General features: G+C 43.0%; 24 protein-coding genes. 18 read left to right on the forward strand and 6 right to left on the reverse strand.

Annotated features, from left to right (window positions below; translation table 11 throughout):
• Positions 1-22: 22 nt before the first annotated feature.
• On the reverse strand, positions 23-1,354 hold the full coding sequence (locus C2M33_RS11540) for a sugar MFS transporter (protein ID WP_199776362.1): 1,332 nt from the start codon (positions 1,352-1,354) through the stop codon (positions 23-25).
• A gap of 160 nt (positions 1,355-1,514) precedes the next feature.
• On the opposite strand from C2M33_RS11540, the gene agaR reads away from it, so the two are divergent.
• The 3 genes from agaR (at position 1,515) to tatA (ending at position 5,646) form a co-directional block, all read left to right on the forward strand.
• The gene (gene agaR, locus C2M33_RS11545; RefSeq protein ID WP_054561067.1) at positions 1,515-2,279 is read left to right on the forward strand and encodes a transcriptional repressor AgaR; all 765 of its coding nucleotides are present in this window, start codon (positions 1,515-1,517) and stop codon (positions 2,277-2,279) included.
• 316 nt (positions 2,280-2,595) lie between these two features.
• Positions 2,596-5,412: a TonB-dependent receptor gene (locus C2M33_RS11550; RefSeq protein ID WP_105174502.1), complete on the forward strand. Its 2,817-nt coding sequence runs from the start codon at positions 2,596-2,598 to the stop codon at positions 5,410-5,412.
• A gap of 78 nt (positions 5,413-5,490) precedes the next feature.
• On the forward strand, positions 5,491-5,646 hold the full coding sequence (gene tatA, locus C2M33_RS11555; RefSeq protein ID WP_082401550.1) for a twin-arginine translocase TatA/TatE family subunit: 156 nt from the start codon (positions 5,491-5,493) through the stop codon (positions 5,644-5,646).
• A gap of 12 nt (positions 5,647-5,658) precedes the next feature.
• Here the strand turns inward: tatA and C2M33_RS11560 are convergent, their stop codons facing one another.
• Positions 5,659-6,738, reverse strand: a complete 1,080-nt coding sequence (locus C2M33_RS11560) for a mechanosensitive ion channel family protein (protein WP_063702636.1) — start codon at positions 6,736-6,738, stop codon at positions 5,659-5,661.
• Between the two features lie 122 nt (positions 6,739-6,860).
• On the opposite strand from C2M33_RS11560, the gene C2M33_RS11565 reads away from it, so the two are divergent.
• The 3 genes from C2M33_RS11565 (at position 6,861) to C2M33_RS11575 (ending at position 9,735) form a co-directional block, all read left to right on the forward strand.
• Positions 6,861-7,829: a YihY/virulence factor BrkB family protein gene (locus C2M33_RS11565; RefSeq protein ID WP_063702634.1), complete on the forward strand. Its 969-nt coding sequence runs from the start codon at positions 6,861-6,863 to the stop codon at positions 7,827-7,829.
• A gap of 82 nt (positions 7,830-7,911) precedes the next feature.
• On the forward strand, positions 7,912-8,754 hold the full coding sequence (locus C2M33_RS11570; RefSeq protein WP_063702632.1) for a pirin family protein: 843 nt from the start codon (positions 7,912-7,914) through the stop codon (positions 8,752-8,754).
• 9 nt (positions 8,755-8,763) lie between these two features.
• Positions 8,764-9,735: a glutathione S-transferase family protein gene (locus C2M33_RS11575; RefSeq protein ID WP_063702630.1), complete on the forward strand. Its 972-nt coding sequence runs from the start codon at positions 8,764-8,766 to the stop codon at positions 9,733-9,735.
• A gap of 120 nt (positions 9,736-9,855) precedes the next feature.
• Here the strand turns inward: C2M33_RS11575 and C2M33_RS11580 are convergent, their stop codons facing one another.
• The 4 genes from C2M33_RS11580 to C2M33_RS11595 all read right to left on the reverse strand — a co-directional run bounded on the left by C2M33_RS11580 (position 9,856) and on the right by C2M33_RS11595 (position 11,490).
• Positions 9,856-10,350, reverse strand: a complete 495-nt coding sequence (locus C2M33_RS11580; protein ID WP_233999175.1) for an AAA family ATPase — start codon at positions 10,348-10,350, stop codon at positions 9,856-9,858.
• An 89-nt stretch (positions 10,351-10,439) separates the two neighbouring features.
• Entirely contained in the window at positions 10,440-10,697 is a 258-nt protein-coding gene (locus C2M33_RS11585; RefSeq protein ID WP_063702626.1) for a hypothetical protein, read from the reverse strand.
• Positions 10,697-11,143 (reverse strand): hypothetical protein, encoded by a 447-nt coding sequence (locus tag C2M33_RS11590; RefSeq protein WP_063702624.1) that lies wholly within the window; start codon positions 11,141-11,143, stop codon positions 10,697-10,699. The genes C2M33_RS11585 and C2M33_RS11590 overlap by 1 nt, the downstream gene beginning before the upstream one ends.
• 5 nt (positions 11,144-11,148) lie before the next feature.
• Positions 11,149-11,490, reverse strand: coding sequence for a hypothetical protein (locus tag C2M33_RS11595; RefSeq protein WP_063702622.1), 342 nt, complete (start codon positions 11,488-11,490; stop codon positions 11,149-11,151).
• A 461-nt stretch (positions 11,491-11,951) separates the two neighbouring features.
• Here C2M33_RS11595 and mraZ point away from each other — a divergent pair, with 461 nt between their 5' ends.
• From mraZ to C2M33_RS11655, 12 genes are read left to right on the forward strand one after another with little or no spacing between them, the layout of a single operon-like run.
• Positions 11,952-12,410 carry a division/cell wall cluster transcriptional repressor MraZ gene (gene mraZ / locus C2M33_RS11600; protein ID WP_054552739.1) on the forward strand — a complete coding sequence of 153 codons (459 nt, stop codon included), beginning with the start codon at positions 11,952-11,954 and terminating at the stop codon, positions 12,408-12,410.
• A gap of 30 nt (positions 12,411-12,440) precedes the next feature.
• Positions 12,441-13,376: a 16S rRNA (cytosine(1402)-N(4))-methyltransferase RsmH gene (rsmH, locus tag C2M33_RS11605; RefSeq protein WP_063702620.1), complete on the forward strand. Its 936-nt coding sequence runs from the start codon at positions 12,441-12,443 to the stop codon at positions 13,374-13,376.
• Positions 13,376-13,702, forward strand: a complete 327-nt coding sequence (gene ftsL, locus C2M33_RS11610) for a cell division protein FtsL (RefSeq protein ID WP_063702618.1) — start codon at positions 13,376-13,378, stop codon at positions 13,700-13,702. Before rsmH ends, ftsL begins: the two co-directional genes overlap by 1 nt.
• Positions 13,699-15,516 (forward strand): penicillin-binding transpeptidase domain-containing protein, encoded by a 1,818-nt coding sequence (locus tag C2M33_RS11615; protein WP_063702616.1) that lies wholly within the window; start codon positions 13,699-13,701, stop codon positions 15,514-15,516. Before ftsL ends, C2M33_RS11615 begins: the two co-directional genes overlap by 4 nt.
• Entirely contained in the window at positions 15,509-16,987 is a 1,479-nt protein-coding gene (murE, locus tag C2M33_RS11620; protein WP_105174503.1) for a UDP-N-acetylmuramoyl-L-alanyl-D-glutamate--2,6-diaminopimelate ligase, read from the forward strand. Before C2M33_RS11615 ends, murE begins: the two co-directional genes overlap by 8 nt.
• Positions 16,984-18,372 (forward strand): UDP-N-acetylmuramoyl-tripeptide--D-alanyl-D-alanine ligase, encoded by a 1,389-nt coding sequence (locus C2M33_RS11625; RefSeq protein WP_105174504.1) that lies wholly within the window; start codon positions 16,984-16,986, stop codon positions 18,370-18,372. The genes murE and C2M33_RS11625 overlap by 4 nt, the downstream gene beginning before the upstream one ends.
• Positions 18,366-19,448 carry a phospho-N-acetylmuramoyl-pentapeptide-transferase gene (gene mraY / locus C2M33_RS11630; RefSeq protein WP_054552733.1) on the forward strand — a complete coding sequence of 361 codons (1,083 nt, stop codon included), beginning with the start codon at positions 18,366-18,368 and terminating at the stop codon, positions 19,446-19,448. Before C2M33_RS11625 ends, mraY begins: the two co-directional genes overlap by 7 nt.
• A complete protein-coding gene (murD, locus tag C2M33_RS11635) occupies positions 19,449-20,774 on the forward strand; it encodes a UDP-N-acetylmuramoyl-L-alanine--D-glutamate ligase (RefSeq protein WP_105174505.1) in 1,326 nt (441 codons plus the stop codon).
• Positions 20,771-21,946: a cell division protein FtsW gene (ftsW, locus tag C2M33_RS11640; protein ID WP_063702606.1), complete on the forward strand. Its 1,176-nt coding sequence runs from the start codon at positions 20,771-20,773 to the stop codon at positions 21,944-21,946. Before murD ends, ftsW begins: the two co-directional genes overlap by 4 nt.
• Positions 21,943-23,016, forward strand: a complete 1,074-nt coding sequence (gene murG, locus C2M33_RS11645; protein WP_063702604.1) for an undecaprenyldiphospho-muramoylpentapeptide beta-N-acetylglucosaminyltransferase — start codon at positions 21,943-21,945, stop codon at positions 23,014-23,016. Before ftsW ends, murG begins: the two co-directional genes overlap by 4 nt.
• Positions 23,017-23,033: 17 nt before the next feature.
• Entirely contained in the window at positions 23,034-24,470 is a 1,437-nt protein-coding gene (gene murC / locus C2M33_RS11650) for a UDP-N-acetylmuramate--L-alanine ligase (protein WP_370626057.1), read from the forward strand.
• Positions 24,467-25,387 (forward strand): D-alanine--D-alanine ligase, encoded by a 921-nt coding sequence (locus C2M33_RS11655; protein WP_105174506.1) that lies wholly within the window; start codon positions 24,467-24,469, stop codon positions 25,385-25,387. Before murC ends, C2M33_RS11655 begins: the two co-directional genes overlap by 4 nt.
• Position 25,388 lies beyond the last annotated feature (1 nt).

Genomic DNA, 25,388 nt, shown 5'->3' on the forward strand with positions numbered 1-25,388 from the left:
ACAACTAAGCCTGCCCATGTCGTTACTTACGCCAACTTGTTAGTTTGTGACCAATCAGTGCGTAATAAAGAATAAACGCATAGCAAGGGATCAACAGATAATAAGCTTGTTGTGCATTGCCTGTATATTCTGCAAATACACCGTATACCAAAGGCAATAGCGCGCCACCAGAAATCCCCATAATCAGTAATGCCGCGCCGGTTTGAGTTTTATCGCCAAGATTTGCAAGGGCCATAGGCCAAATGGTCGGCCATACCAGCGCATTCGATAAGCCAAGTAATGCAACAAATAACACGGTATCAGGAAAACTGTTATCAGCAAGCCAAAAGAGCACTAAATTCGAAATCGCAGTTTGTTGCGGATCAATCAAAATGATACCAAGTGAAAACACACAACCACTTAACGCAGAAAATATCAGCGCCTGTTGCTGACTAAAAAAGCGAGGAATTAATACGATACCTAAAACATAACCTAGCACCATAAAGCCCATGGTGTAAGAGGTGAGTTCTGCGAACTGCAATACCCCTTGTTCTTTGCCGTAAAGGCCAATAGTGTCGCCGGCAATGACTTCTGCACCTATGTAAAAGAATAGGGCTATCACGCCTAAAACTAAGTGTGGAAATTGCAGTACTGATTTGCTCTCGCTATTGTTGCTGGTTTTTGGTTGCTCAATATCAGGTAGCGGGGCCAGCATGATTAACGCCGCTAATATTGCTAATGCGATTGCCATTACAAAGTAAGGAGTAATTAAACGATTAGCCAGTTCTTGTAACTGTAATTGCTTTTGAATGCTGTTTAATTGGGCCAAAGCCTCTGGGCTAAAGCTGGCAATGTCGCTAAATACAATCGCTGAGAAGAGCAATGGAGCCACCACACCAGCACTCTTATTGAGAATACCCATAATGCTAATGCGCACGGCTGCCGTGTCTTTAGAGCCTATTAGCACGATGTAAGGATTCGCAGCAGTTTGTAATAAGGTGAGGCCGCTACCTAACGTAAATAAGGCAACCAAAAATAACCAATACGCTTGAATTTGTGCCGCAGGAATAAACAACAATGCACCAAATGCCATGGTACCTAAACCAAACGACATACCGTGCTTATAGCTGAATATTTGCAAAATCTTAGCGCTTGGCAGTGCCATCACGGTATAGGCGATATAAAACACCAGTGTCACCATATAAGCTTCAATATGGTTGAGATCGCAGACCATTTGTAAAAATGGGATCAAGGAGCCGTTAAGCCAAGTTATAAAACCAAATAAGAAAAACAACCCGCCTATGATCATCATAGGCAGTAATTGCGTGCGATTGGTGTGTTCTGTTTGCTCTAACAGTGAGCTTTGTGTTGTCATTTTTGTCACCAAAGAAGATTGTTGTGAAATAATCATAAAACAAAATTCGTAAGTTTTGAAAGTTTTATTTTATTTCGAAACTAAATTTGGCTTTGAAACTGTAAATTGTGTAATATTGAACTACAAATTTGAAAGCAGCTATTAAAACAACAGGCCAGCTATGCTAACCACAATAGAAAGAAGACAAAAAATCGTCCTGATGACCGAGGAAAATGGCAAAGTAAATGTTAAAGATCTTGCTAAAACCTTTGATATTTCGGAGGTTAGCATTCGCCATGATCTTAACGAGCTCGGTAAACGAGGCTTAGTTGTCCGTTCACGTGGTGGGGCAATTGCCTGCGATAAATTGGCTAAAGAGCTTTCGGTAAAAGATAAGCATAACGAAAACTATGCTGTGAAAGTGTTATTAGCGAAAGCTGTGGCAAGTTTGGTTGATGATGGCGATTCATTGATTATTGATTCTGGCACCACCACAGAAGAAGTTGCCAAAGCATTAACCAATAAGCAGGGCCTCACAGTGATGACAAACGGCCTTAATATTGCTCATGTACTGGCTGATATTGAAGATGCAAATGTGTTTATGCTGGGTGGGCAATTACGAAAAAAATCAATGTCTTTTTACTCAAATGAAGTCGAGCAAGCACTTAGTAAATATAACTTTAAAAAGGTTATTTTAGGGGTTGATGGTATCGACTCAGAAGCAGGGATCACCACCCATTATGAGCCCGAGGCAATGCTGAATCGCACCATGTGCACCCGCGCAGATAAAGTCATTGCAGTCACAGATTCAAGTAAATTTGGTAAGCGTGCTTTGTATAATGTATTGCCGCTTAAATCAATCGATGTGCTGGTCACCGACAAAAATATGCCAGCAGAGTTTGTTGAATCATTAACGAGCTTAGGTATTGAGGTGATTACTGTTTAACTCTCTAGTTAAATAGGATTGATGAAAGGTGGCTTTTGCCGCCTTTTTTATTATCCAAAATAAATCGTACCAGCCCACCGAAAGAAAATCTTTTCAAAAAAATCATTATCGTAACTTTCGAAATTAAAGTCCCATATTTAAAGGCATTCGAAGCCATTTTTTTCATATATAAAACAAATTTCGTAACTATCGAAAGTTTCACAAGGTAATTTATTGTTGCTAGATTGTTTCATTTTGTTATAGATTAAATATAAGGCCTTACTCATTACCATTTTTATGGTGAAAAAATCTGAACATTTAAAAACAGGAAATCATCATGGCAACAACAACTAGAAAAACATATTTGAGCGTGCTGATAAGCTCGATTCTGGCCTCATCAGTCAGTTTCGCTGCAACGGCCCAACAACAAGAAAACGATAGTAAGGCCGAAGAGGATGTTGAGGTTATTGAAGTTACAGGGATCCGTAGCAGTATTAAAGAATCAAACTTTCGAAAGAAAGAAGCAACGACGGTTGTTGATGTCGTTGTCGCTGATGACATCGGTAAGTTCCCCGATGAAAACTTAGCGGAAGCATTGCAGCGTATTCCGGGTATCACCATTACTCGTAATGGCGGTGAGGGGCAAAATATTTTAGTCCGTGGTTTAGGTGGCGGCTACAACATTACCACGTTGAATGGTCGTAAACTGGCTTCTGAAAACTCAGGCCGCGACTTTAACTTTGACACCATTGCTTCAGAGTTAGTGGGTGCACTACAAGTGTATAAGTCACCAGAAGCACGCTTAATTGAAGGGGGCATTGGTGCGGTTGTTGATATCGAAACGCGTAAACCACTAGATCAAGATGGCTTTACCTTGAGCGCTTCAGCAAAAGGGATTTATGAATCTCGAACAGGCGATGTACACCCGCATGCTTCATTCATCATCGGTGACAACTTTAATGATGATACTTTTGGTGTGCTTTTCTCGGGTGCGTATTCTAAGAAAACCTTACGTGCAGACACATACTCTGCAAGCGGCTTTTTTGACGAAGAAGAAGGTTGGGGGGCAGACAGCGCAGGTGTGCCAGTCGACATGAACGGTAACGGAGAAATTGATGGGCAAAGTGAAATATTTGCCTCAAAAATCCCGAGTTACATGTATTTTGCGAACGCGCAGGATGTGCGTGAACGCGTCGGTGCGACGTTAGCAATGCAATGGCGTCCAACAGATACCCTAGATATTAACTTTGATGCTCTTTATTCTCGTTACAATACTGACGGCCATCGCTATCAAATTGGTTTTGTTAACTATGATGAAAGCTGGACGCCAGGCACGCCAGTGTTTACTGATGCAGAATTTGATGACACAGGCCGTGTAGTATCAATGACGCAAACCGGTAACACCATGGTGGAGCTACTCAACCTAACCAACCCACGTAAAACCGATACTTATCAGTTTGCCCTTAATGCTAAATGGTATCCAATGGATGGCCTAACACTGGCTGTGGATGTTGCCCATTCAAAAGCGAAAAACGAAAACGGGGGTGATAACCGCTTTATTGTTGCGCGTGGTTTTATAGATTCAATTGGGATTGATTACACCACGGGTAATATGCTGCCAGATGTTACTTTATCGCCGGGCTTAACTGCGGATCAATCATACGGTGCTCACTATAGCCGTAATACAGGTACTGGGGTTGAAGACACGGTTAATGACTTTAAGTTTACCGGTACGTTTGTGCCTGAAAGTGATTTAGTGACCCGTGTTGATTTTGGTTTAACTTACCTTGAACAAACTAAAAGTCAGCTTGAATATGCATCAAAAAATGCCAGCCAATTCAGTAATGGTGGTCAATATTTAGAGCGCGATGGCTATGAATTTGATGACAGCACCGTAGTGAATGTGGGTGACTTTAACCTCTTTGAAATCCCAAGCGATGTGTTTGTTGAAGCGAATTTCGATAACTTCTTAGAAGGCGAAAGTAGCATTACACCAGAGCCATGGCCAAGTTTCGACTACGATAAGTTACTTGCTTATTATCGCTCAATTAATGCTGAAGCAACCGATAAGAGTATTGTTGCATCGCTCAATTCATCGGGCACTTATGAGGTAACCGAAGAAGCTCTAACCGCGTATGCGCAAGTGACGCTCGAGAGCACTCTTGCAAATATGCCGTATATGTTAAACGTCGGTATCCGTGGTTCGCAAACAGAAGTGAGCTCTAAAGGATCAGTGTATGATCTATCGTTAATTGACCTACAAGAAGATGGTAAACCACTTGAAAATGGTTGGCGTGAAACTGTTGAACAATCATTTAAAGGGGACTACAGCAACATTTTACCAAGCATGAACTTCAAGCTTAGTATTACTGATGATTTGATTTACCGTTTTTCTGCGGCACAAGTGATTAGCCGCCCATCGTTAGGCTATTTACGCCCATGGCTTGCGCCAAACTTTGATACGTATCGTGAAGGGTTACCACAACTTTCGATGGGCGATTCATCGTTAACACCAGAAGAAGCTAATCAAGCCGATATGACCTTAGAGTGGTACTTTGAAGACAGCAGCTCGTTAAGTGGTGGGGTGTTTGTCAAAGACCTGAAATCATTTATCGATTACGTAGAAAGCCCAGTTGAAATTGAAGGTGTGCGTTACTTTGCATCTTACCCTGGTAAGAGTAAGTACGGTGCAACGATCAAAGGTGCTGAGTTTGCTTATCAGCAGTCGCTTGAAAACTTATTACCAGAACCTTTCAATGGCCTAGGCTTTCAGCTTAACTACACTTATGTTGACAGTAGCTACGATGAGCCAGAGCTCAAAGAGTCAGGTTTGCCATTTAGAGGCATGTCGAAAAACTCATATAACGCCGTGGTTTACTATGAGCAATATGGTTTCCAAGCACGTTTAGCGTATAACTGGCGTAGCAAATTCTTGTCGGATCCTGATGCATGGGGCGGTCCATATTGGATCTCTGATTATGGTCAGTTAGATGCCAGCATGAGCTATAACATCAGTGACCAATTCACAGTGTTTGCCGAAGCAACGAACTTAACGAATGAGCGTTATTGGGGTTACACCAAGCGTACTGACCAAGTGAGTTACCTTGAGCGTTTTGGTACTCAAGTCGCATTAGGTGTACGTGCTAGCTTTTAATCTTTGTATTCCCAGTTGTTAGTGTTGTTCAAGCGCCTGCAAAGGCGCTTTTATTTTTTTTTAAAAAAAGAGGTTGTTATGGCAGGAATTAGTGTTTGGCAATTAGCCATTATTGCCGCAATTGTGGTGCTGTTATTTGGCACAAAAAAATTATCTCGAATTGGTGGAGATTTAGGGACGTCAGTCAAAGGGTTTAAGCGTGCTATGCAAGATAAACCCAATGATGAAGCCTAGCTCTCAAGTACTTTAAATTATATTGCTACCCTGTTCAGGGTCGCGAGATTGATCCGCTTGTTCGCGAATATCATCGGCATCACTGCTAACGTCATCAAGGCTATGGTCGTCGAGTGATTTTGCTGTTTTGGGCTCTGCGCTTGCATTATTGTTTGGCTGCTCATTATCGTTCTCGCTATTTAAAATAATTCGCTCGCGAGCATCATCAGGCATGCTGATTTGCTCTGCTAAATAGGTATTGACCAATTCTCGCATTAATTGTGAAGCGACTTTGACAGTGCTGTGTTCGCGGCTATTAACCCAAAAATAAATGGTTAGATTTAAAGTCGCTGAGCCTAAAGAATCAATTAACACTTGGCTTGGGGGATCATTAATAACAGCAGGGTTTTGATTAACCACCTTCATTGCTAATTGTTGGGCGTAGCGAATGTCATTATCGTAGCCAATGCCAACATTAAAGTGACCTCGCATTTTCGGGTTTGCAGTGAGGTTTTTAATGACATTTTTATACACGGTCGCATTAGGAATTTGAATGTGATTGCCATCAAAATCCACCAAGGTGGTGGCGCGAGCCGTAACCTTTTTAACCACCCCTAAGCGACCATCAACTTCTATCACATCATCAATACGAAAAGGGCGCTGCACACTGAGCAGCATGCTTGAAATAAAGTTTTCAGCGATATCGCGAAAAGCAAAGCCTAAAATAAGCCCAACTAAACCAGTCCCACTCATAATCGCTACAGCAAAACTGGTAAGCCCTGCAAGACGCAAAAATAAGTACACCCCAAACAAGATGATAATGATGCTAAAAAAGCGCCTCGTCACTACATGTAAAAGTTTACTTTCACTGACAAAGCCAAGCGGCTTTATTAATAAATACGATAAAGGACGAGCTAATAAGTAGCAAATGATGATGGCCGCAATACCGAGTGTCAGTGCTGGTAACATTTGCCATGCAGTATGTAAAAACTGCGTAATTTGAGAATTTAAGTCTTGCCAAGATAAGCTCGCAGGGATTGCTTGCGATGTTACCCAAATGGTGGGGCTGAACAAACTAGCCAATTGATTTTTAATAAGTAAGTAATAACTCATCGCACCGCTCCATGGATCTTTGTAGTGTTTTTATAAGCGTAGCTTAATGCAATTCAGACGCCATTATTACTGGCAAGTTGTTTGCAGCTTGAGAGTGTTAAAGGCAATTATTTAGGTCGTTTATGAGTAAGGACAATCGTGGTTACCACGCTCGCTCACCGATGGAGATCCCAATTCGCGGTTGGTGGGATATCAGTAAGCGGGTTTATCACAACCTATCACAAGACAATTTATCTTTCGTGGCGGCAGGTGTGGCGTTTTATGCCTTGTTGGCGATTTTCCCTGCGCTGGCGGCCATAGTCTCTGTGTATGCTTATTTTGCTTCGCCAACCGATATTTATGATCAACTCGATAAAGTGATTGCCATTTTACCTGCAAGTAGCCGCGACATTATTTTGCTGCAAGTGAGTGGCATCACTCAGCAATCACAAAAGGTATTAAGTGTCAGCGCCATAGGGACCTTGTTATTAACAGTTTGGAGTAGTAGTAAAGGCTGCCAAGCACTGATCACTGCCTGCAACATTACTTATCATCAGCGCAATAAGCGCCAGTTTTTTATGGCATTAGTGGTGCGTTTTTTATTTTCGTTAGGTGCTATTGTGGTTGCGCTGGTGGCGTTATTGATCATTGGTATTTTGCCAATAGTGCTTAATTTAGTTGGTTTAACTGAGCTTATCGATTTAATGATTCAGCTTATTACTTGGCCACTATTAGCCATTATTTTTAATTGCGCTTTAGCATTTTTATATCGTTATGCGCCTCACAGAACGCCTGCCAAATGGCGCTGGATCACCCCTGGCTCAATGCTTGCCACCTTACTGTGGATCATCGCATCAATCGGTTTTTCATATTATGTATCACAATTTGCAAGTTATAACGAAACCTATGGATCGTTAGGGGGTGTGGTGATCATGTTGATGTGGCTTTATATCAGCGCATACATCATTATTTTTGGTGCGGCCATTAATGCCAGTGCCGAGCAACAAACCTTAGTCGATAGCACCATAGGCCCTGACAAAGAAGTGGGAGATCGCGGGGCAACAGTCGCTGATAGGTTAACCAGGCAACAAAATGAGCATTCTCATAAATAGAATGATTAGTGCGAATTTTACTCATGGTTGTTAGTTAAATTAGCGCCTACAATCATTTCATACAATTTACGGGAGTAAAGTTATGAAAGTGATTCAACAATTAAATAGCCATGCCACACAAGATGGTGATGGTGTAAACATCAGCCGTATTCCAGGCTTTGATGGCAAGTATTTAGACCCTTTTTTAATGATCGATGAGCTGAAGTCTGATGATCACAGTGATTTTATGGGCGGCTTTCCTGCGCATCCTCACCGTGGTATTGAAACCTTTACGTACATTATTAAAGGTGGCTTTGAACACCAAGATCAAATGGGTAACAAAAAAGCGATTCGCGCTGGTGATGTGCAGTGGATGAGTACCGGTTTTGGTGTGATCCACAGTGAAATGCCATTAGCAGATGCCAAAGAAGGCATGCACGGCTTTCAAATTTGGCTCAATATGCCAAGTGCCGAGAAGCTAAGAGCGCCGCGATATCAAGATACCACTGAAGCGCCAGCGCCAACGAGTCAAAATGAGCAGGGTGTTGAGCTTAAAGCGTTGGCAGGAAGCTGGCAATTTGCCGGAGAAGAGCAGGTGTCTAGCTTACAAGACCTCGCCGCTGACGGCATGCTTGCTGATGTGACTTTACCGGCTGGTACGCAGTTTTACCATACACCGCTTACACAAACGAAGGTGATGATTTATATCCATACTGGAGAAATTCATACTGAGCAAGGCGGCCCAGTTAAAGCGGGTAGCTTATTGATTTTAGAGCCTGACAGTGACATTGAGTTTAACTCGCAAACGGGGGCTGGCGTTTTGATTTTAGCCGGTGAGCCGCTTAAGCAACCAATCGCTCATATGGGCCCGTTTGTAATGACAACCCAAGCTGAGTTACAGCAAGCTGTACGTGACTATCAGCTAGGTAAATTTGGCACACTATAGGAGGTTATTGTGGGATTACTAGTAAATGGCCAATGGCAAGATAAATGGTACGACACCGATAACAATCAAGGTGAGTTCAAACGTGAGGCAGCCCAGTTACGTAACTGGGTTAGCGCAGATGGCAGTGCAGGGCAAAGCGGTGATGCGGGCTTCAAAGCTGAAAAAGATCGTTACCATCTTTATGTCTCTTTAGCTTGCCCTTGGGCTCATCGCACTTTGATTTTTCGCCATTTAAAAGGCCTTGAAGATTATATTAGTGTGTCGGTTGTAAGCCCTGACATGTTGGAGCATGGCTGGACCTTTGATAAAGATAATCACAGCACAGGTGATGCACTTTTCGATAGCGACTTTATGCATCAAATTTATACGCGTAACAAAGCAGATTATTCAGGTCGTGTTACGGTTCCCGTGCTTTGGGATAAAAAAACGCAGCGTATTGTTAGTAACGAATCTGCTGAAATTATCAGAATGTTTAATAGCGCGTTTAATGGCTTTACAGGTAATGAACGCGACTTTTATCCGCAATCGTTGCGCTCTGAAATTGATGAAGTTAATGAGTTTGTTTATCACAATATTAATAACGGGGTGTATCGTGCTGGCTTTGCGACAACGCAAGAAGCTTATACAGAAGCCTTTGATAATCTCTTTGCCGCTCTAGATAAGATTGAGCAACGTTTAACAGCTAATCGTTATTTAGTGGGTGACACACTGACAGAGGCCGACTGGCGTTTATTTACTACTTTAATTCGCTTCGACAGTGTTTATGTGGGCCACTTTAAATGTAATTTGCGTACTATCGAGAGCTATCCGGCGATCAGCAATTATTTGCGTGAGTTATATCAAGTTGAAGGTGTAAGTAAGACCGTTGATTTTTATCATATAAAACGTCATTACTATTTTAGCCACACCATGATCAACCCAACTCAAGTTGTGCCAAAAGGGCCTGATATAGACTACGCTCGACCACATAATCGTGGTTAATAGACCTGATAACTAACAGTTTAATGGCTTGATTAAGCTGTTAGTTATAGCTATCCATGACCTTGCGGATGGTGTCGATGCCAAACATCACCTTTTGAATAAATGACTCTGAACTTTTCACTAAATTAAAGTTAGGGTGCTGAGACCAAACAGCTTGTAGTTTGTCATCAAGCAATATGGCTTGTTGATCAGATTCGTTTCTACTGGGTTATTAGAATGAATACTCTGCCCAGATTTAGCAGCCGTTTCAAAAAAGATCACTGCATCATACTGGTTAAGTTCGATTTCTAGGCTGGTGTTTAAACACTGAAAAAACTCATCTTGTTCACCAGGCCAGTAGGCAAGGCCATCTAAGCTACCACGATCGCAAAGCATTAAACGATCTGGGTGCATGGTTCGCTGAATATGTTCAAGGTGTTTTTGTAAGCTGAAGATAGCTTGTTGATGGGCTTTGATAAGATGAGCTGAATCGCCTCGTTCTATACCACCACTGAAAAGCATGGTCGCAGACTCTGGCACCACGACAATTTGTTTTGAAAACTCACGTCTTAATAAATCGATGGCTGTTGTTTTACCACCACCAGGTCCGCCTGTTAATACAATCCTTTTTTTCACCTTAGGTTTCCACAAATAGCTAGTGTGTGTTTAAAGTAATGAAAATGGCTGGAAAAGAGAAGTAAAATGCACACTTTACATGATAAAGATCACAACAAACGCAGTAACCAGCTAAAGCGACCAATTTGTTTCAGTTTGCTGCTTTTTGGCTGTGGATCATTGAGCGCTTCGTAGCCCATACCCGCCGTAAAGGCACTGGCAATACCCACCTTACTGACAGCAAAACGTTTCAGGCGGTAATTAAATGCTTGATGATGCTGGCGTTTAAGCTCATCTTGTAAATCCATTTGATGACTAAGCTCACTGACTTTGTGTTGTGGCTTATTGATAAAATAATCAATTAACATCATTCATCCTTATTTATATTCAGTAATTGACGAACGCTCTTGAGCGTATGATCAAAACCAATTTTACTGCTGACATAACCAATGTTTTTCCAAAGCCATGTAAGACAAAGCAATTGCAAAACAATCAATGAAACAGCAGATAACCACAATGATTGGCTAAAGCTAAATATCGCGATACCTACAGTGGCAAGTAAGCCAGCCCATAGCAGCACTAACCCCCCAGCAAAACAGACGAGTAAGATAATCGTTAAGGCGAGTGAGCGTGTTGATAAGCGCCACTCCGCTGCGGCAAGCTGTTTGCAAAGCCCCGTTTGCTTGCGGTAGTCAATATAAAGCTGTTTGGCATAGTCAGATAATTTGGCAAGATGATCTTGCCACTGATCAGCGTTTAACGGCTGATCATTGGCATCTTGCGTTTTCTCATCTGTAGATTGAGAAGATTGCATAACGATTACTTACGACGAATAAGTGCGGTTACTAGCATGCCTGCTGCAAATGCAATACCTGCTGTCGCAAGTGGGTTCTCTGATGCAAGCTTACGAGTTTTACCACTGTACTCATTAATTTTAGCGCGTGCTATAGCTTGCTTTTCAGAAAGCGTTTGAGCTGAGCTCGATGCACCTTGACGAACACTGTGCTCAGCACTTGCTGCACGCGATGATAATGCATCTACAGCGTGGTGTGCTGCTTCTGTTGCTTTTTCTGTGAATGGCGCCTCTACTTGAGCCGCGTTCGAGTGTGCACTGCCATTAGTTGCTGCGCTTGAGTTCGATTTTGAAGTTGCGGTAGTCATAATCATTCCTTAAAAATTGCCATTTAATTGGTAGTTAACCTGTCGCAACCTTCATACCAAATAGTAAAAGTTAATTTTTTCAATGCGTTATGTTTTTAAATCAGCCGTTGGTTGGAGAATGCTCGTAACTCTTGCAGGGTGATTAAGTAAAAATTACAGAATAAGAAATTTTTGTAATTATTCATTGGTCATTCATTAACCATTTTTCCCTAATACATAGCCAAGAAAATAGGAAAAAAATTTTTTTTCGATGTTTACCACTTTTTCCCACGTAATTCATAGGCTTTGCCCGAGCCCTTATTTTTTCTGGCTTCACAAGGCGCTTATGATGATCTGCTTACTTGACAAAAAGGCTTGTCAAGCCCTAAACTGGAGCACTGTGGTAAAAAGTGGTTTTTAGTGGATCAAACTGGATCGGAAATAATCATTAACGATTAATAACCTAATTTTTAAGGCAAGCTATGTTTCGGGGTGCGAGCTCTCTGAGTTTGGATGATAAAGGACGCTTTGCGGTACCTACAAAGTACCGAGATGCGATCTTGTCTGAAGATCAGGGAACGGTTATTTGCACTGTAGCCTTAAACGAACCGTGTTTGTGGTTATATCCGTTAGCAGAATGGCTCGAAATTGAAGAACGATTATTAAAAATTTCGAACATGAATCCACGCGCTCGCCGTATGCAACGTATGTTGCTCGGTAACGCTACAGAGTATCAACTAGATAAAAATGGCCGAATTTTGCTGGCGCCGTCGTTACGCGCACATGCAGAACTTGGAAAAAAAATCATGTTGGTTGGCTTGATGAACAAGTTTGAAATTTGGGATGAAGATCGTTGGCATGAACAAATGCGCCAAGATACTGAAATTGAACGCCTAGGCGATTTTGAGGCGAATCCTGAATTTGATAACTTTTCACTCTAACCACAATAATAAAAAGGCAAAAAATAGCTAATGACAGCGCAATTTGAACATGTCTCTGTACTGATGGACGAAACCATAGATGCTTTGGATATAAAACCCGAAGGCATTTACATGGATGGCACATTTGGTCGCGGTGGACACTCTGGACAAATTCTTGCGCGATTAAGTGAGCAAGGTCGCTTACAAGCGATTGACCAAGACCCACAAGCTATTAAAGCTGCCGAAAAATTTGCTGATGATGCACGTTTTTCGATTGCTCACACTCGCTTTTCAAATCTTAAAACGGTTGCCGAAGATAACGATTTAATCGGCAAGGTTGACGGTATTCTGTTAGATATCGGCGTTTCTTCACCACAGCTTGATGATGCTGAGCGTGGCTTTAGTTTTATGAAAGATGGCCCGCTTGATATGCGTATGGACCCAACCAGTGGTCGCAGTGCGGCACAATGGCTAGCAGAAGCTGAACTTGAAGATATTACTCATGTGATTAAAACCTACGGCGAAGAAAAATTTGGTCGTCGTATTGCTCATAAAATTATTGAAACACGTGAGCATACACCGATCATCAGCACTAAGCAGCTTGCTGACTTAGTCGATGAAGCGGTGCCAGTGAAAGATAAACATAAACACCCAGCTACACGAACATTCCAAGCGATCCGTATTTATATCAACAGTGAGCTTGAAGAAATTCAAACTGCACTGCAAGCCGCTGTTGAGGTGTTAAAACCTGGTGGACGTTTAGTGGTTATTTCGTTCCACTCGTTAGAAGATCGCATTGTTAAGCAGTTTATTAAAAAACAGAGTAAGGGAGAGGCGATACCCAGAGGTCTGCCTTTGACGGACGCACAAATAAACAAAAACCTGACGTTAAAGGCAGTGGGTAAAGCCATTAAGCCAAGTAAGGCGGAAATTGAAGCGAACCCGCGTTCACGTAGCTCAGTGTTAAGGGTAGCTCAGAGGTTGTAATGAAAGCTAAAGCGACACATCGCCAACCCAATTTATTTATCGAGATTTTTAAAGGCCTAGGAGCTAATAAGCTGACCTTGGCCTTGTTGGTTGTGATCCTCGCATCAAGCTTGAGTGTGGTTCAGGTGACGCATTTAGCGCGTCAGCAGCTGATAACACAAGACAAATTATTGCAAGAACGCGATGAGCTCGATTTAGAGTGGCGTTACTTGCTCGTAGAAGAAGAGTTTTATTCGCAGCATGCGCGCATTGAAGAAGTAGCAACCATGCAATTAGAAATGAAACGGCCAACCAGCCAAGACGAACAGGTGGTAATACTGCGATGAGAAGCAGAGGGAAAAAGCCAACTAATACCTTAATCACATGGCGCTTTTTGCTTGTGTGCTCTGTGGTATTTTTAGTCTTTATGACGCTGGTTGCGCGTGCCGCTTTTTTACAAGTGATTGAACCGGACAAAGCCCGTTCAGAAAGTGATAAACGTACTGTACGAGTTGAAAAACAACATGTGCAGCGTGGCATGATCTTCGATCGCAATGGCAAAGAATTGGCAGTGAGTGTGCCTGTAGTGAGTGTGTATGCTGATCCTAAAGCGCTACATAAATCACTGATCAGTAAAGTTCTTCGTCAAGCTCGCAAAAACGGCGAAGACCAACAAGCACTTGCAGAAAACACAGTTGAATTAGATAAACGTATTGCTGCTTATTACAGCAATGATATTCGTTGGCGTGAGCTTGCTGATGTATTACGTATTGAACCTAGTAAAATTAACTCTCGCCTACGTGATAACCCAAAACGTCGTTTTGTGTATCTAAAACGTCAGGTTACCCCTGCCGTTGCTAACTATATTGGTGACCTTCGTTTACCAGGTATTCATTTGCTGGATGAGTCAAAACGTTATTACCCAGCTGGTGAAGTGACAGCTCATGTTATTGGTTTCACCAACATTGATGGTCATGGTATCGAAGGGATTGAAAAGCTGTATGAAAAATCGTTAACCGGTGTTGAAGGGCAACGTACTATTCGTAAAGATGCGCAAGGCCGTGAAGTCGAAGTGCTCGATGAACGTGAACGTGTAGAACCAGAGAACATTCATTTAAGCATCGACCAGCGTATTCAAGCAATTGCCTACAAAGCGGTAAAATCAGCCGTTTTATCGTACAAAGCGACCTCTGGCTCGGCTATGGTTGTAGATGTTAAAACCGGCGAAGTGTTAGCCATGGTGAACAGCCCGTCGTTTAACCCAAATAACTTATCAGATGCAGCTCCACATAAGCGTCGCAACCGTGCAATTACCGATTTGTTTGAGCCTGGCTCAACTGTTAAGCCGCTAGCCATTTTGGCTGGTTTAGACTACGGCACAATTCAACCGGATTCAATCGTTGATACTTCTCCTGGCTGGATGCGCGTTGGCGGAAGCCTAGTACAAGATACCCGTAATCACGGCAAGATGACGTTAAGAGAAATCTTAAAGTATTCAAGTAATATGGGTGTAACAAAGGTGAGTCAAGAACTACCAAAAGACTACTTTGTTAGCCTGTATGAAAAAGTCGGATTTGGCAGCGACAGTGGCACGGGCATGGTTGGTGAAAGCAGTGGTTTATTTTATCCAAATCGCCGCTGGTCAGATCATGAAATTGCCGCATTATCATTTGGCTATAACCTCGCTGTAAGCACCGCACAAATGGCGCGCTTTTATGCGATGTTAGGTTCAGGTGGCGTGATGCGTCCGCTTACGGTACTTAAACAAGAGTCAATTCCTGAAGGTGAGCGAGTTTTTCAGCAAAAAGACGTTGAAGCTGTTGTTCACATGATGGAAAGCGTGTTTGAGAAAGGCGGTACCGCACAAAAGGTTCATGTTGATGGCTATCGCGCAGCAGCAAAAACAGGTACTTCTAAAAAAGCCGCGGTAGGTGGTTACGGTGACGAGTACGTCGGCTATATTGCTGGCCTTGCACCAGCGAGTAACCCACGTTTAGCGGTAGTAGTAATGATTAACGAACCGGGTGGAGATGTTTATTACGGCGGTGCGACGGCAGGTCCTGCATTTGCAGAGATTGTCTCCAATGCCTTAAGAATTCTCAACGTTGCACCGGACAAAGATGCGGTTGCGTACGTAGAAGGCAAAGATAACGATGCGTGATTTAAAACCGATTCTTAATCATATTGATGTTGAGGCCAATAGTTTAGTGGTCAATCAACTACGTCTTGATAGCCGAGATGTAAAAGCTGGCGATGTGTTTGTTGCCATAAAAGGCCATCAACTTGATGGCGGACAGTTTATTGAAAAAGCTATTGAAAATGGTGCGGTGGCAGTCATTGCCGACCGTTTATGTGAGTTCGAAAGTGATTTTGAACCACTTTATTTAGTAACCGATTTAGCGAAAAAGCTGCCTGCACTTGCAGCTGCTTTTTACCAACAGCCATCAAAGCAGCTGGATTTAGTGGGTGTGACAGGCACTAATGGTAAATCAACTACCACAGCAATGATCGCACACTTAGCGCAGCACTGTCATAAACGTGCAGCTGTGATTGGTACGCTTGGTTATGGGCATCCAGATAACCTGACTGAGCTGGCAAATACCACACCATCGAGCGTTGATTTACAACGTATTTTATCTGAACTTGTTGCAGAGCAGAATGATGTTGTGGCTATGGAAGTCTCATCTCATGGCTTAGTTCAGCAACGTGTTGAACAGTGTAAATTTAAAGCTGCAGTGTTTACTAATCTTTCACGCGATCACTTAGATTATCATGGCACGATGGATGCCTATGGTGATGCGAAGTTGATGTTAATGCGTGACCATATGCCTGAGCTTGTAGTGCTTAATCAAGACGATGCGCAAGTTGAAGCATGGTTAGATAAATACGACTTTAATAACCTGATTTGTTATGGACATAAAAATTTACCACCTGAAAACGCACGTTTTGTTTATTTCAGCGATGTAACTTATGATAACGCCGGTATTTCAGCGAAGTTCGATACTAGCTGGGGACAAGCTGAAGTTAACAGTACGCTATTTGGTGAATTTAACCTTTATAACTTAGCCGCTGCAATGGCCACTTTATTAGGTATGGGTTACCCGCTTAATTTACTTGTTGAAGGGTGTAAAACATTACAGCCTGTAGCAGGGCGTATGCAGGCATTTAGTGCGCCAGGTCAACCGACTTGTATTGTTGACTATGCCCACACTCCTGATGCATTAGCACTGGCATTACAAGCATTGCAAAAACATGTTCCAGGTGGCGTGAGCTGTGTGTTTGGCTGTGGTGGCGACCGAGATAAAGGCAAGCGCCCGATGATGGCAAAAGCTGCTGAAGGTAATGCAGACCGTATTATTATCACCAGTGATAACCCAAGAAGTGAAGACCCAGACGCTATTATCGCAGATGTAGTTGCAGGGCTTGAACAGCCTGAACGAGCACATTGTGAAGCAGACCGCGCACAAGCTATTAGCTATGCCATCGCACAAGCGGGGGCTGATGATGTCATTCTTATTGCAGGTAAAGGCCACGAAGACTATCAAATCATTGGCGACCAACGAATCGACTTCTGCGATCGTCAATATGTACAACAACAATTAAAAGAAAAATCGCAAGGGGCGCAGTTATGATCCCTATGGATTTTGATTGGCTAGCAAATGTTCTAGCAACCGATTACCAAAGTGGTAATCAAACGGTAAAAAATATTAACACTGACACCCGCACGTTGTGCGACGGTGAAGTGTTTTTAGCGCTACAAGGGCCTAATTTTGACGGGCATAAATTTGTTGCGCAAGCAAAAGAAAAAGGGGCGATAGCTGCCATTGTAGCGCGTCCTGTTAATGTCGATATTGTGCAGTTTGTGGTCAGTGACACACGTATTGCGCTTGGCCAAATTGGCGCCGCTGTGATGGCACAGGTCGCACCAAAAACAATTGCTATCACAGGTAGCGTTGGTAAAACGACCGTTAAAGAAATGTGTGCGGCGATTTTATCTGGTCACGGCGAAGTACTGGCAACAAAAGGTAACTTTAATAATGACATTGGTGTACCGCTGACATTATTACGCCTTGAACCACAACACCAATATGCGGTGATTGAGTTAGGTGCAAACCACATTGGTGAAATAGCTTACACCGTTGCAATGACAAAACCTGATGTTGCTGTGGTATGTAATGTTGCGGCTTCTCACTTAGAAGGCTTTGGCTCATTACAAGGTGTTGCAACGGCAAAAGGCGAAATCTATGACGGCTTAAAGCCTAATGGGGTTGCTATCGTCAATTGCGACAGCGACTTTGCCGATTTTTGGCTTGATAAATTAACTGAACGCAATGTAAAACGCTTTTCTACTAGCCAACAATTAGATTATTGGGCGGAAGATGTGGTGCTTGATGAACAAGCGCGCGCTTCTTTCATGCTTTGTAATAAAGATAAAAAAGTACCTGTTACGCTCGCATTACCGGGCAAACATAATATTGCTAATGCGTTAATTGCAACTGCCTTAACCACTGAGTTGGGTGTAAGCCTTGAAAGCGTTGCATCAGCGCTGGCGACCATGGGCGAAGTTAAAGGCCGCGTTAACGTCCTTAAAGTATCAGATACCTTGACGGTGATTGATGATACCTATAATGCGAATGTGCAATCGGTTAAAGCAGCAATTGATTTATTAAGTGATATGCCGGGTCGTCGTATTTTTGCGTTAGGTGATATGGGAGAGCTTGGCGAAGAAGCGCGCTTTTATCATCAACAAGTCGGTGAGTATGCACAGCAAAAAGGCATTGATGAGCTTTATAGCTTAGGCGTATTAAGTAAATCAGCCAGTGATGTATTTGAAAAGCCAAACCGCCACTTTTCAAGCCGTGAACAATTATTACAACAATTACAAAGTGTGCTTGCCCAATCGATGCAAAAAACCACGGTTGTTGTCAAAGGTTCACGCAGTTCGCGTATGGAACTTGTGGTCGAAGATTTAGTAAATAGCCAGCAAGATGGCAACAATGGAGTATCGTCATGTTAGTTTGGCTGGCAGAGTATTTAACACAGTATTACAGTGGCTTTAATGTTTTTTCTTACCTTACGCTGCGCGCGATTTTAGGTATTTTAACAGCACTGCTTATCTCACTTTATTTTGGTCCTAAGCTAATTCGTGCATTACAAAAAATGCAGATTGGTCAGGTGGTTCGTCACGATGGCCCAGAGTCTCACCTATCTAAAAAAGGCACCCCAACTATGGGCGGCATTTTGATTTTAGGGGCGATTTTTACCAGCACATTACTGTGGGCAGACCTTTCAAATAAATATGTTTGGGCAACCTTATTTGTTGTGGGCTCGTTAGGTGTGGTTGGTTTTATTGATGACTACCGTAAAGTGATCCGCAAAGACCCTAAAGGCTTAATTGCGAAGTGGAAATACTTTTGGCAATCAGTGATTGCGTTAGTGGTTGCCAGTGCGCTTTATTTTACCTCGCAGCAAGGCAGCGAAACCTCGTTAGTTGTGCCGTTTTTCAAAGACGTGTTACCACAGCTTGGCTTGTTTTATATCGTGATGACTTACTTTGTAATTGTAGGTACGTCGAACGCGGTAAACCTGACAGATGGCCTTGATGGTTTAGCGATTGTGCCAACCATTTTAGTGGCGGCAGCACTTGCCATTATTGCTTACTTAACTGGTAACGTTAATTTCTCAAGCTACCTACATATTCCGCATTTACCGCTCGCCAGTGAGCTTGTGGTTGTGTGTACTGCGATTGTCGGGGCTGGACTTGGTTTCTTATGGTTTAACACCTACCCAGCACAGGTATTTATGGGTGATGTAGGCTCATTAGCACTCGGTGGTGCTTTGGGTATTATTGCGGTGCTGGTTCGCCAAGAACTGGTACTTATCATCATGGGAGGTGTGTTTGTAATGGAAGCATTATCGGTGATTTTACAAGTAGGCTCATACAAATTACGTGGCCAACGTATTTTTAGAATGGCGCCTATTCACCACCATTATGAATTAAAGGGTTGGCCTGAGCCGCGCGTTATTGTGCGCTTTTGGATTATTTCAATCGTGCTAGTACTTGCTGGCCTTGCGACATTAAAGATCAGGTAAATGACTGTAATTAACGAGATTAAAAACAAACAAATTTCAGTGCTCGGACTCGGTGTAACCGGTCTGGGCATTGTGCGTTTTTTATTGTCTCAGAATATTAAGCCAATTGTTGTTGATAGCCGCACAGCGCCGCCGGGTGCTGATTGGCTAAATGAGCATGCCAGTGAGTTAACGACTCACTTTGGTGACTTAGAGCAGGCAGACTTAGCCAGCAATGACATTATTATCATCAGCCCAGGTTTAAGCCTCGCTACACCCGCTGTAGCAAAGGCAATTGATGCTGGTGTTGAAGTGATTGGTGATGTTGAGCTTTTTGCTCGATTGACGGATAAGCCGATTGTCGCGGTGACTGGCTCAAATGGTAAGTCGACAGTGGTTACATTGGCGTTTGAAGTGCTTAAAGCGGCTGGTTATAAAGTAGGCCTTGGTGGCAACATTGGTACTGCGGTGCTTGATTTACTCTCGCAAGACTACGATGTGTATGTACTTGAGCTGTCGAGTTTTCAACTTGATACCACGCACAGCTTAAAAGCAAAAAGTGCCTGTGTCTTGAATGTGAGTGAAGATCACCTTGATCGTTACCCAAGCTACCAAGCATACATTGACTCTAAGCAAAGTATTTATAACGGCTCTGAACTTGCGGTAGTCAATGCCATTGATGTGGCAACGCACACTGCAAAGCAACCTCAAGTGAGCTTTGCACTTGCCAATGCAGATTTTGCCTTGGTTGAACATCACGGTGAGCAATACTTTGCAGCACACGGTAAACCTGTGTTGCCTGCAAGCTGTTTGCAAGTTGTTGGCTCGCACAACCAACAAAATGCGCTCGCGGTGATGGCGTTATTGAGCCCGTTTAGCATCTCTACAGCGCATTATCAGCAAGCGTTTAGTACATTTACTGGACTTGCCCATCGTTGCCAGTTTGTCGCCGAAATTAATGAAGTGAAATACTTTAACGATTCAAAGGCGACCAATGTTGGTGCGACTATCGCTGCGATTGAAAGCTTAGCTGATCAAGCAAAGCAACTAGTTGTGATTGCCGGTGGTGATGCAAAAGGGGCCGATTTAGATGCCTTGAAGCCTTATTTAAATGACAAAGTGAAAGCGCTTATTTGTTTTGGTAAGGATGCTAAAGCACTTGTGGCATTAACCGAAAAAGGCCACCTAACCAGCAACATGCATGAAGCTGTGCAGTTAGCTAAACAACTAAGCAGCAGCGGCGATATCGTTTTATTAGCACCTGCTTGTGCCAGCATCGATATGTATAACAACTATATGCAACGTGGCGATGACTTTGCGCAGTGCGTATTGGCGGAGGCAGTATGATCGCATTTGCTGACATCCGTGAAGCATTAACACCAAAGCAATCGCCACAACTTTATGATGTGCCGTTGCTGTATTGCATGTTTATGTTGATAGGTGTTGGTTTTGTGATGGTAACCAGTGCGTCAATGCCAACTGCCGAGCGAATTTTTGATAATCCGTACCACATTATTATTCGTCATAGCATGTTTTTAATCATGGGCTTTTTCTTGTTTTGGATTGCCACTAATGTGCCTATGGATTGGTGGAAACGCAGTAACGCTTATTTATTATTACTGGGTTTAGGTTTACTCGTTTTGGTGCTGATTGTTGGCCGTGAAGTGAATGGCGCAAAACGTTGGATACCAATCGGCCCAGTTGGTTTTCAGGTAGCCGAGGCTGCGAAGTTGTATTTCTTTAGTTACATTGCTGGTTACTTAGTGCGTAAACGTGAAGAAGTGCAAGAGAACTTAAAAGGTTTCTTTAAGCCATTAGCTGTGTTTGGTGTGTATGCGTTTTTGATTTTAATGCAACCAGACTTAGGCACCGTGGTGGTGTTGTTTGTGACTACTGTAGGCTTACTGTTTTTAGCCGGTGCTAAGTTATGGCAGTTTTTTGGTCTTATCTTAACGGGTATAGCAGCCGTTGTGGTTTTGATTATTGCTGAACCATACCGTATGGCTCGTGTTACAGGCTTTTTAGAGCCATGGGAAGATCCATTCGGTAAAGGTTATCAGTTAGTACAATCGCTAATGGCATACAGCCAAGGTGGCTGGTTTGGTCAAGGCTTAGGTAATAGCGTACAAAAACTGCAATATCTACCAGAAGCACATAATGATTTTATCTTTGCTGTGATTGGTGAAGAGCTCGGCTTTTTTGGCGTAGTGAGTATCTTGATGGTACTCGGTGTGTTTGTATTCAGAGCCTTGCTGATTGGTCAAAAAGCGCTTAAATGTGGCAAAGAGTACGAAGGCTATTTTGCCTTTGCTATTGGTATCTGGTTTGCGTTTCAAACCATGGTAAATATTGGCGCAAGTGCAGGTATTTTACCAACAAAAGGCTTAACGCTACCGTTTATTTCGTACGGTGGTTCAAGCTTATTAATTATGACCATAGCAACAGGTGTACTTTTGCGAATAGATTTTGAGACAAAAATGGCGACTAAGCAGGCTACCTCTCGTGGAGGTAAGCGATGAGTAAAAAATTACTTGTAGTTGCAGGTGGTACCGGTGGCCATATTTTCCCAGGTATTGCTGTTGCTGACTTTTTAAAGCAACAAGGCTGGCAAGTTAGCTGGATTGGTACGCCAGATAGAATGGAAGCCACTGTGGTTCCTAAACACAACATTGAGATTGATTTTATCAATGTGAAAGGTGTGCGTGGTAATGGAATTAAACGCTTGATTAAAGCGCCATTTATGGTGATGAATGCGATTTTTCAAGCACGTAAAATTTTAAAAGCACAAAAGCCTGATGTTGTTCTTGCTATGGGTGGCTATGTGACCGGGCCTACGGGGATTGCAGCAAAGAGCTTAGGTATTCCTTTGGTTATTCATGAGCAAAATGCGGTTGCAGGTATGAGTAACCGCTGGTTAGCAAAGTTTGCCAATAAAGTGTTAGCCGCTTTTCCATCGGCTTTTGCAAAAGAACAATGTGAAGTGGTGGGTAATCCGGTCAGAGCCAGTGTTGCAAATGTCACCGCCAAGCAAACAACGACACCGATCAATGTGCTTGTAGTGGGTGGTTCACTTGGTGCGCAGGTACTTAATGAGACTTTACCTGCTGTATTCAGTGAACTTTCAGCGCTAACAACGCTTAATATATGGCACCAAACAGGTAAAAATAATGAACCGAATGTGACTGCGAGCTATCAACAGTTAGGATTAGCTGAAAATAGCAAAGTTGCTGAATTCATTGATGATATGGATAGTGCATATCAATGGGCCGATTTGGTAATTTGCCGCGCTGGTGCGTTAACGGTCAGTGAGATTGCCGCAGCGGGTCGAATGGCATTATTTGTGCCTTTCCCACATGCTGTCGACGACCATCAAACTGCCAATGCAAAATATTTAGTGACAGAACAGGCCGCGCTGATTATGCAGCAAAGCGAGTTCAACAAAACAGCGGTCGTTGAGTTATTAACACCCTACGTAAACGCACCAGAAAAAATTTCAACAATGGCAAGTAAAGCAAAACAACTTGCTATTTTAGATGCCACAGCCAATGTAGCAAAACGCTGTGAGCAACTAGCAGATAGAAGAGATTAGTAGTGAAAGAAAGCACGATGAAAGAAAACAACACTCGTCCTGCGATGCGTCGTATCGACACCATCCATTTTGTTGGGATTGGTGGTGCAGGCATGGGTGGAATTGCCGAAGTACTTGCTTTTGAAGGCTACCGCATCACAGGCTCAGATATTGCGCACAGTGCAATGACTGAGCGCTTAATTCAAGTGGGTGCAGAAGTATTTATTGGTCATGATGAAAACAATGTAAAAGATGCCAGCGTTGTGGTGGTATCAAGTGCTATAAATGAGCAAAACCCTGAGATTAAAGCGGCTAAAGCGGCGCGTATTCCTATTGTTCGCCGTGCTGAGATGCTGGCTGAACTAATGCGTTTTCGCCACGGAATTGCGGTAGCAGGCACTCATGGTAAAACCACAACCACGAGTTTAATCGCGAGCATTTATGCGCAAGCTGGCCTTGATCCAACATTTATTATTGGTGGCTTGTTAAATAGTGCAGGAAGTAATGCCAAGGTTGGTAAAAGTGACTTTTTAATTGCAGAAGCTGATGAGAGTGATGCGTCATTCTTACATTTACAGCCTATGGTATCGGTGATCACGAATATCGAAGAAGATCACATGGATACGTACGGCGGTAGCTTAGAAAAAATGAAAGACACCTATGTCGATTTCATTCATAACTTACCGTTTTATGGTTTAGCTGTGGTGTGTATTGATTCTGAGGTTGCGGCAGAGCTGATCCCGCGCTTTGGACGTCCTGTTATTACCTATGGTGAATCGGCCGAAGCTGATTACCGTATGCTTGATTTTAGCCAAACAGCGAATACCTGCTCATTTAGTGTAGTGAATAAGCAAGGTGAAAGCTTAGCTGTCACGCTTAATATGCCGGGCAAACACAATGCGCTTAACGCGACAGCGGCGATTGCAGTGGCTAAAGATCAAAACATTGCGAACCATGCAATTTTAGAGGCACTTGCAAAGTTTGAAGGTGTAGGCCGCCGCTTCCAACATTATGGTACGTTTGAAAATGAGCGCGGCAATGTGATGTTAGTTGATGACTATGGCCATCATCCATCTGAAGTTGCAGCGACAATTGCTGCGGTTCGTGAGGGTTGGCCAGATAAACGTTTAGTGATGGTTTACCAGCCGCACCGTTATAGTCGTACTCGCGACTTGTACGAAGATTTTGTCAAAGTACTTGCTGATGTTGATCAGCTATTACTCCTTGATGTGTACTCAGCGGGCGAAGAGCCAATTGTGGGTGCTGATAGTAAGAGTTTATGTCGTAGTTTACGCCAGCGTGGCAAAGAGCCACTGCATGTTGCTAGTAGCTCTGAGCTTGCCGGTGTCCTTGCTGATATTATGCAAGATAATGATTTAGTTTTAACACAAGGCGCTGGTAACATAGGCCAGTTAGTGAAAAAGTTAGCAGCAACCAACTTGTCTATTGAACAACTAAAGCAGGTAAATGTATGAGCCAGTTAAGCGACAAATTTGGCAAAGTAGCGGTACTTTTTGGTGGCACATCTGCCGAACGAGAAGTTTCTCTTAAATCTGGCCAAGCCGTATTGAACGCTTTGCAAAGTGTTGGCGTTGACGCCATTGCTTTTGATCCAAAAGATCAGCCGTTATGGCAATTAAAAGAATTAAACATTGAACGTGTATTCATTGCCCTTCATGGTCGTGGTGGTGAAGATGGCACCATTCAAGGTGCGCTTGAATTTATGGGTATTCCTTATACCGGTAGTGATGTACTTGGCTCTGCACTTGCGATGGACAAAGTGCGTTGTAAACACTTGTTCAAAGCGATGGGCTTAAGCACCTCGCCTTATACCGTTGTTGATAGCCGTTATGAATTTGATAGCCAAGCGATTATTAATGAATTTGGCAAAGTGATGGTCAAACCGTCACATGAAGGTTCAAGCATTGGTATGGCAGAAGCAAGTAGCGCAGAGCAACTCGATGCTGCATTAAATGCTGCATTTAAGTTTGATAGCCAAGTGCTTGTAGAGCAGTGGATCACTGGCCGTGAATTTACTGTTGCGGTACTTGGACAAGATGTTCAGCCAGTGATTGAAATGACGACGCCGAATGGTTTTTATGACTATCAAGCTAAGTACCAATCAACTACAACTCAGTACCATTGCCCAGCAGATTTATCTGCGCAAGAAACTGAATTGTTGCAAGATATGGCATTAAAAGCGTTTGATTTAGTCGGTGCAAGTGGTTGGGGCCGTGTTGATGCAATGCGTGATCAGCAAGGAAACTTTTACTTATTAGAAGTAAATACGGTACCAGGCATGACAGAAAAGTCTTTAGTACCAATGGCGGCAAAAGCAAATGGTGCAAGCTTTGAGCAATTAGTTGTTCGCATTTTGGAGCAAACACTTTAAT

The organism is Pseudoalteromonas sp. T1lg122 (assembly GCF_002964825.1).
GTDB classification, from domain to species: Bacteria; Pseudomonadota; Gammaproteobacteria; order Enterobacterales; family Alteromonadaceae; genus Pseudoalteromonas; species Pseudoalteromonas gelatinilytica.

Coding starts and splice junctions, on each gene's coding strand:
- C2M33_RS11540 (WP_199776362.1), bottom strand. CDS start 1,354: ATGACAACACAAAGCTCACTGTTAGAGCAAACAGAACACACCAATCGC.
- agaR (WP_054561067.1), top strand. CDS start 1,515: ATGCTAACCACAATAGAAAGAAGACAAAAAATCGTCCTGATGACCGAG.
- C2M33_RS11550 (WP_105174502.1), top strand. CDS start 2,596: ATGGCAACAACAACTAGAAAAACATATTTGAGCGTGCTGATAAGCTCG.
- tatA (WP_082401550.1), top strand. CDS start 5,491: ATGGCAGGAATTAGTGTTTGGCAATTAGCCATTATTGCCGCAATTGTG.
- C2M33_RS11560 (WP_063702636.1), bottom strand. CDS start 6,738: ATGAGTTATTACTTACTTATTAAAAATCAATTGGCTAGTTTGTTCAGC.
- C2M33_RS11565 (WP_063702634.1), top strand. CDS start 6,861: ATGAGTAAGGACAATCGTGGTTACCACGCTCGCTCACCGATGGAGATC.
- C2M33_RS11570 (WP_063702632.1), top strand. CDS start 7,912: ATGAAAGTGATTCAACAATTAAATAGCCATGCCACACAAGATGGTGAT.
- C2M33_RS11585 (WP_063702626.1), bottom strand. CDS start 10,697: ATGTTAATTGATTATTTTATCAATAAGCCACAACACAAAGTCAGTGAG.
- C2M33_RS11590 (WP_063702624.1), bottom strand. CDS start 11,143: ATGCAATCTTCTCAATCTACAGATGAGAAAACGCAAGATGCCAATGAT.
- C2M33_RS11595 (WP_063702622.1), bottom strand. CDS start 11,490: ATGACTACCGCAACTTCAAAATCGAACTCAAGCGCAGCAACTAATGGC.
- mraZ (WP_054552739.1), top strand. CDS start 11,952: ATGTTTCGGGGTGCGAGCTCTCTGAGTTTGGATGATAAAGGACGCTTT.
- rsmH (WP_063702620.1), top strand. CDS start 12,441: ATGACAGCGCAATTTGAACATGTCTCTGTACTGATGGACGAAACCATA.
- ftsL (WP_063702618.1), top strand. CDS start 13,376: ATGAAAGCTAAAGCGACACATCGCCAACCCAATTTATTTATCGAGATT.
- C2M33_RS11615 (WP_063702616.1), top strand. CDS start 13,699: ATGAGAAGCAGAGGGAAAAAGCCAACTAATACCTTAATCACATGGCGC.
- murE (WP_105174503.1), top strand. CDS start 15,509: ATGCGTGATTTAAAACCGATTCTTAATCATATTGATGTTGAGGCCAAT.
- C2M33_RS11625 (WP_105174504.1), top strand. CDS start 16,984: ATGATCCCTATGGATTTTGATTGGCTAGCAAATGTTCTAGCAACCGAT.
- mraY (WP_054552733.1), top strand. CDS start 18,366: ATGTTAGTTTGGCTGGCAGAGTATTTAACACAGTATTACAGTGGCTTT.
- murD (WP_105174505.1), top strand. CDS start 19,449: ATGACTGTAATTAACGAGATTAAAAACAAACAAATTTCAGTGCTCGGA.
- ftsW (WP_063702606.1), top strand. CDS start 20,771: ATGATCGCATTTGCTGACATCCGTGAAGCATTAACACCAAAGCAATCG.
- murG (WP_063702604.1), top strand. CDS start 21,943: ATGAGTAAAAAATTACTTGTAGTTGCAGGTGGTACCGGTGGCCATATT.
- murC (WP_370626057.1), top strand. CDS start 23,034: ATGAAAGAAAACAACACTCGTCCTGCGATGCGTCGTATCGACACCATC.
- C2M33_RS11655 (WP_105174506.1), top strand. CDS start 24,467: ATGAGCCAGTTAAGCGACAAATTTGGCAAAGTAGCGGTACTTTTTGGT.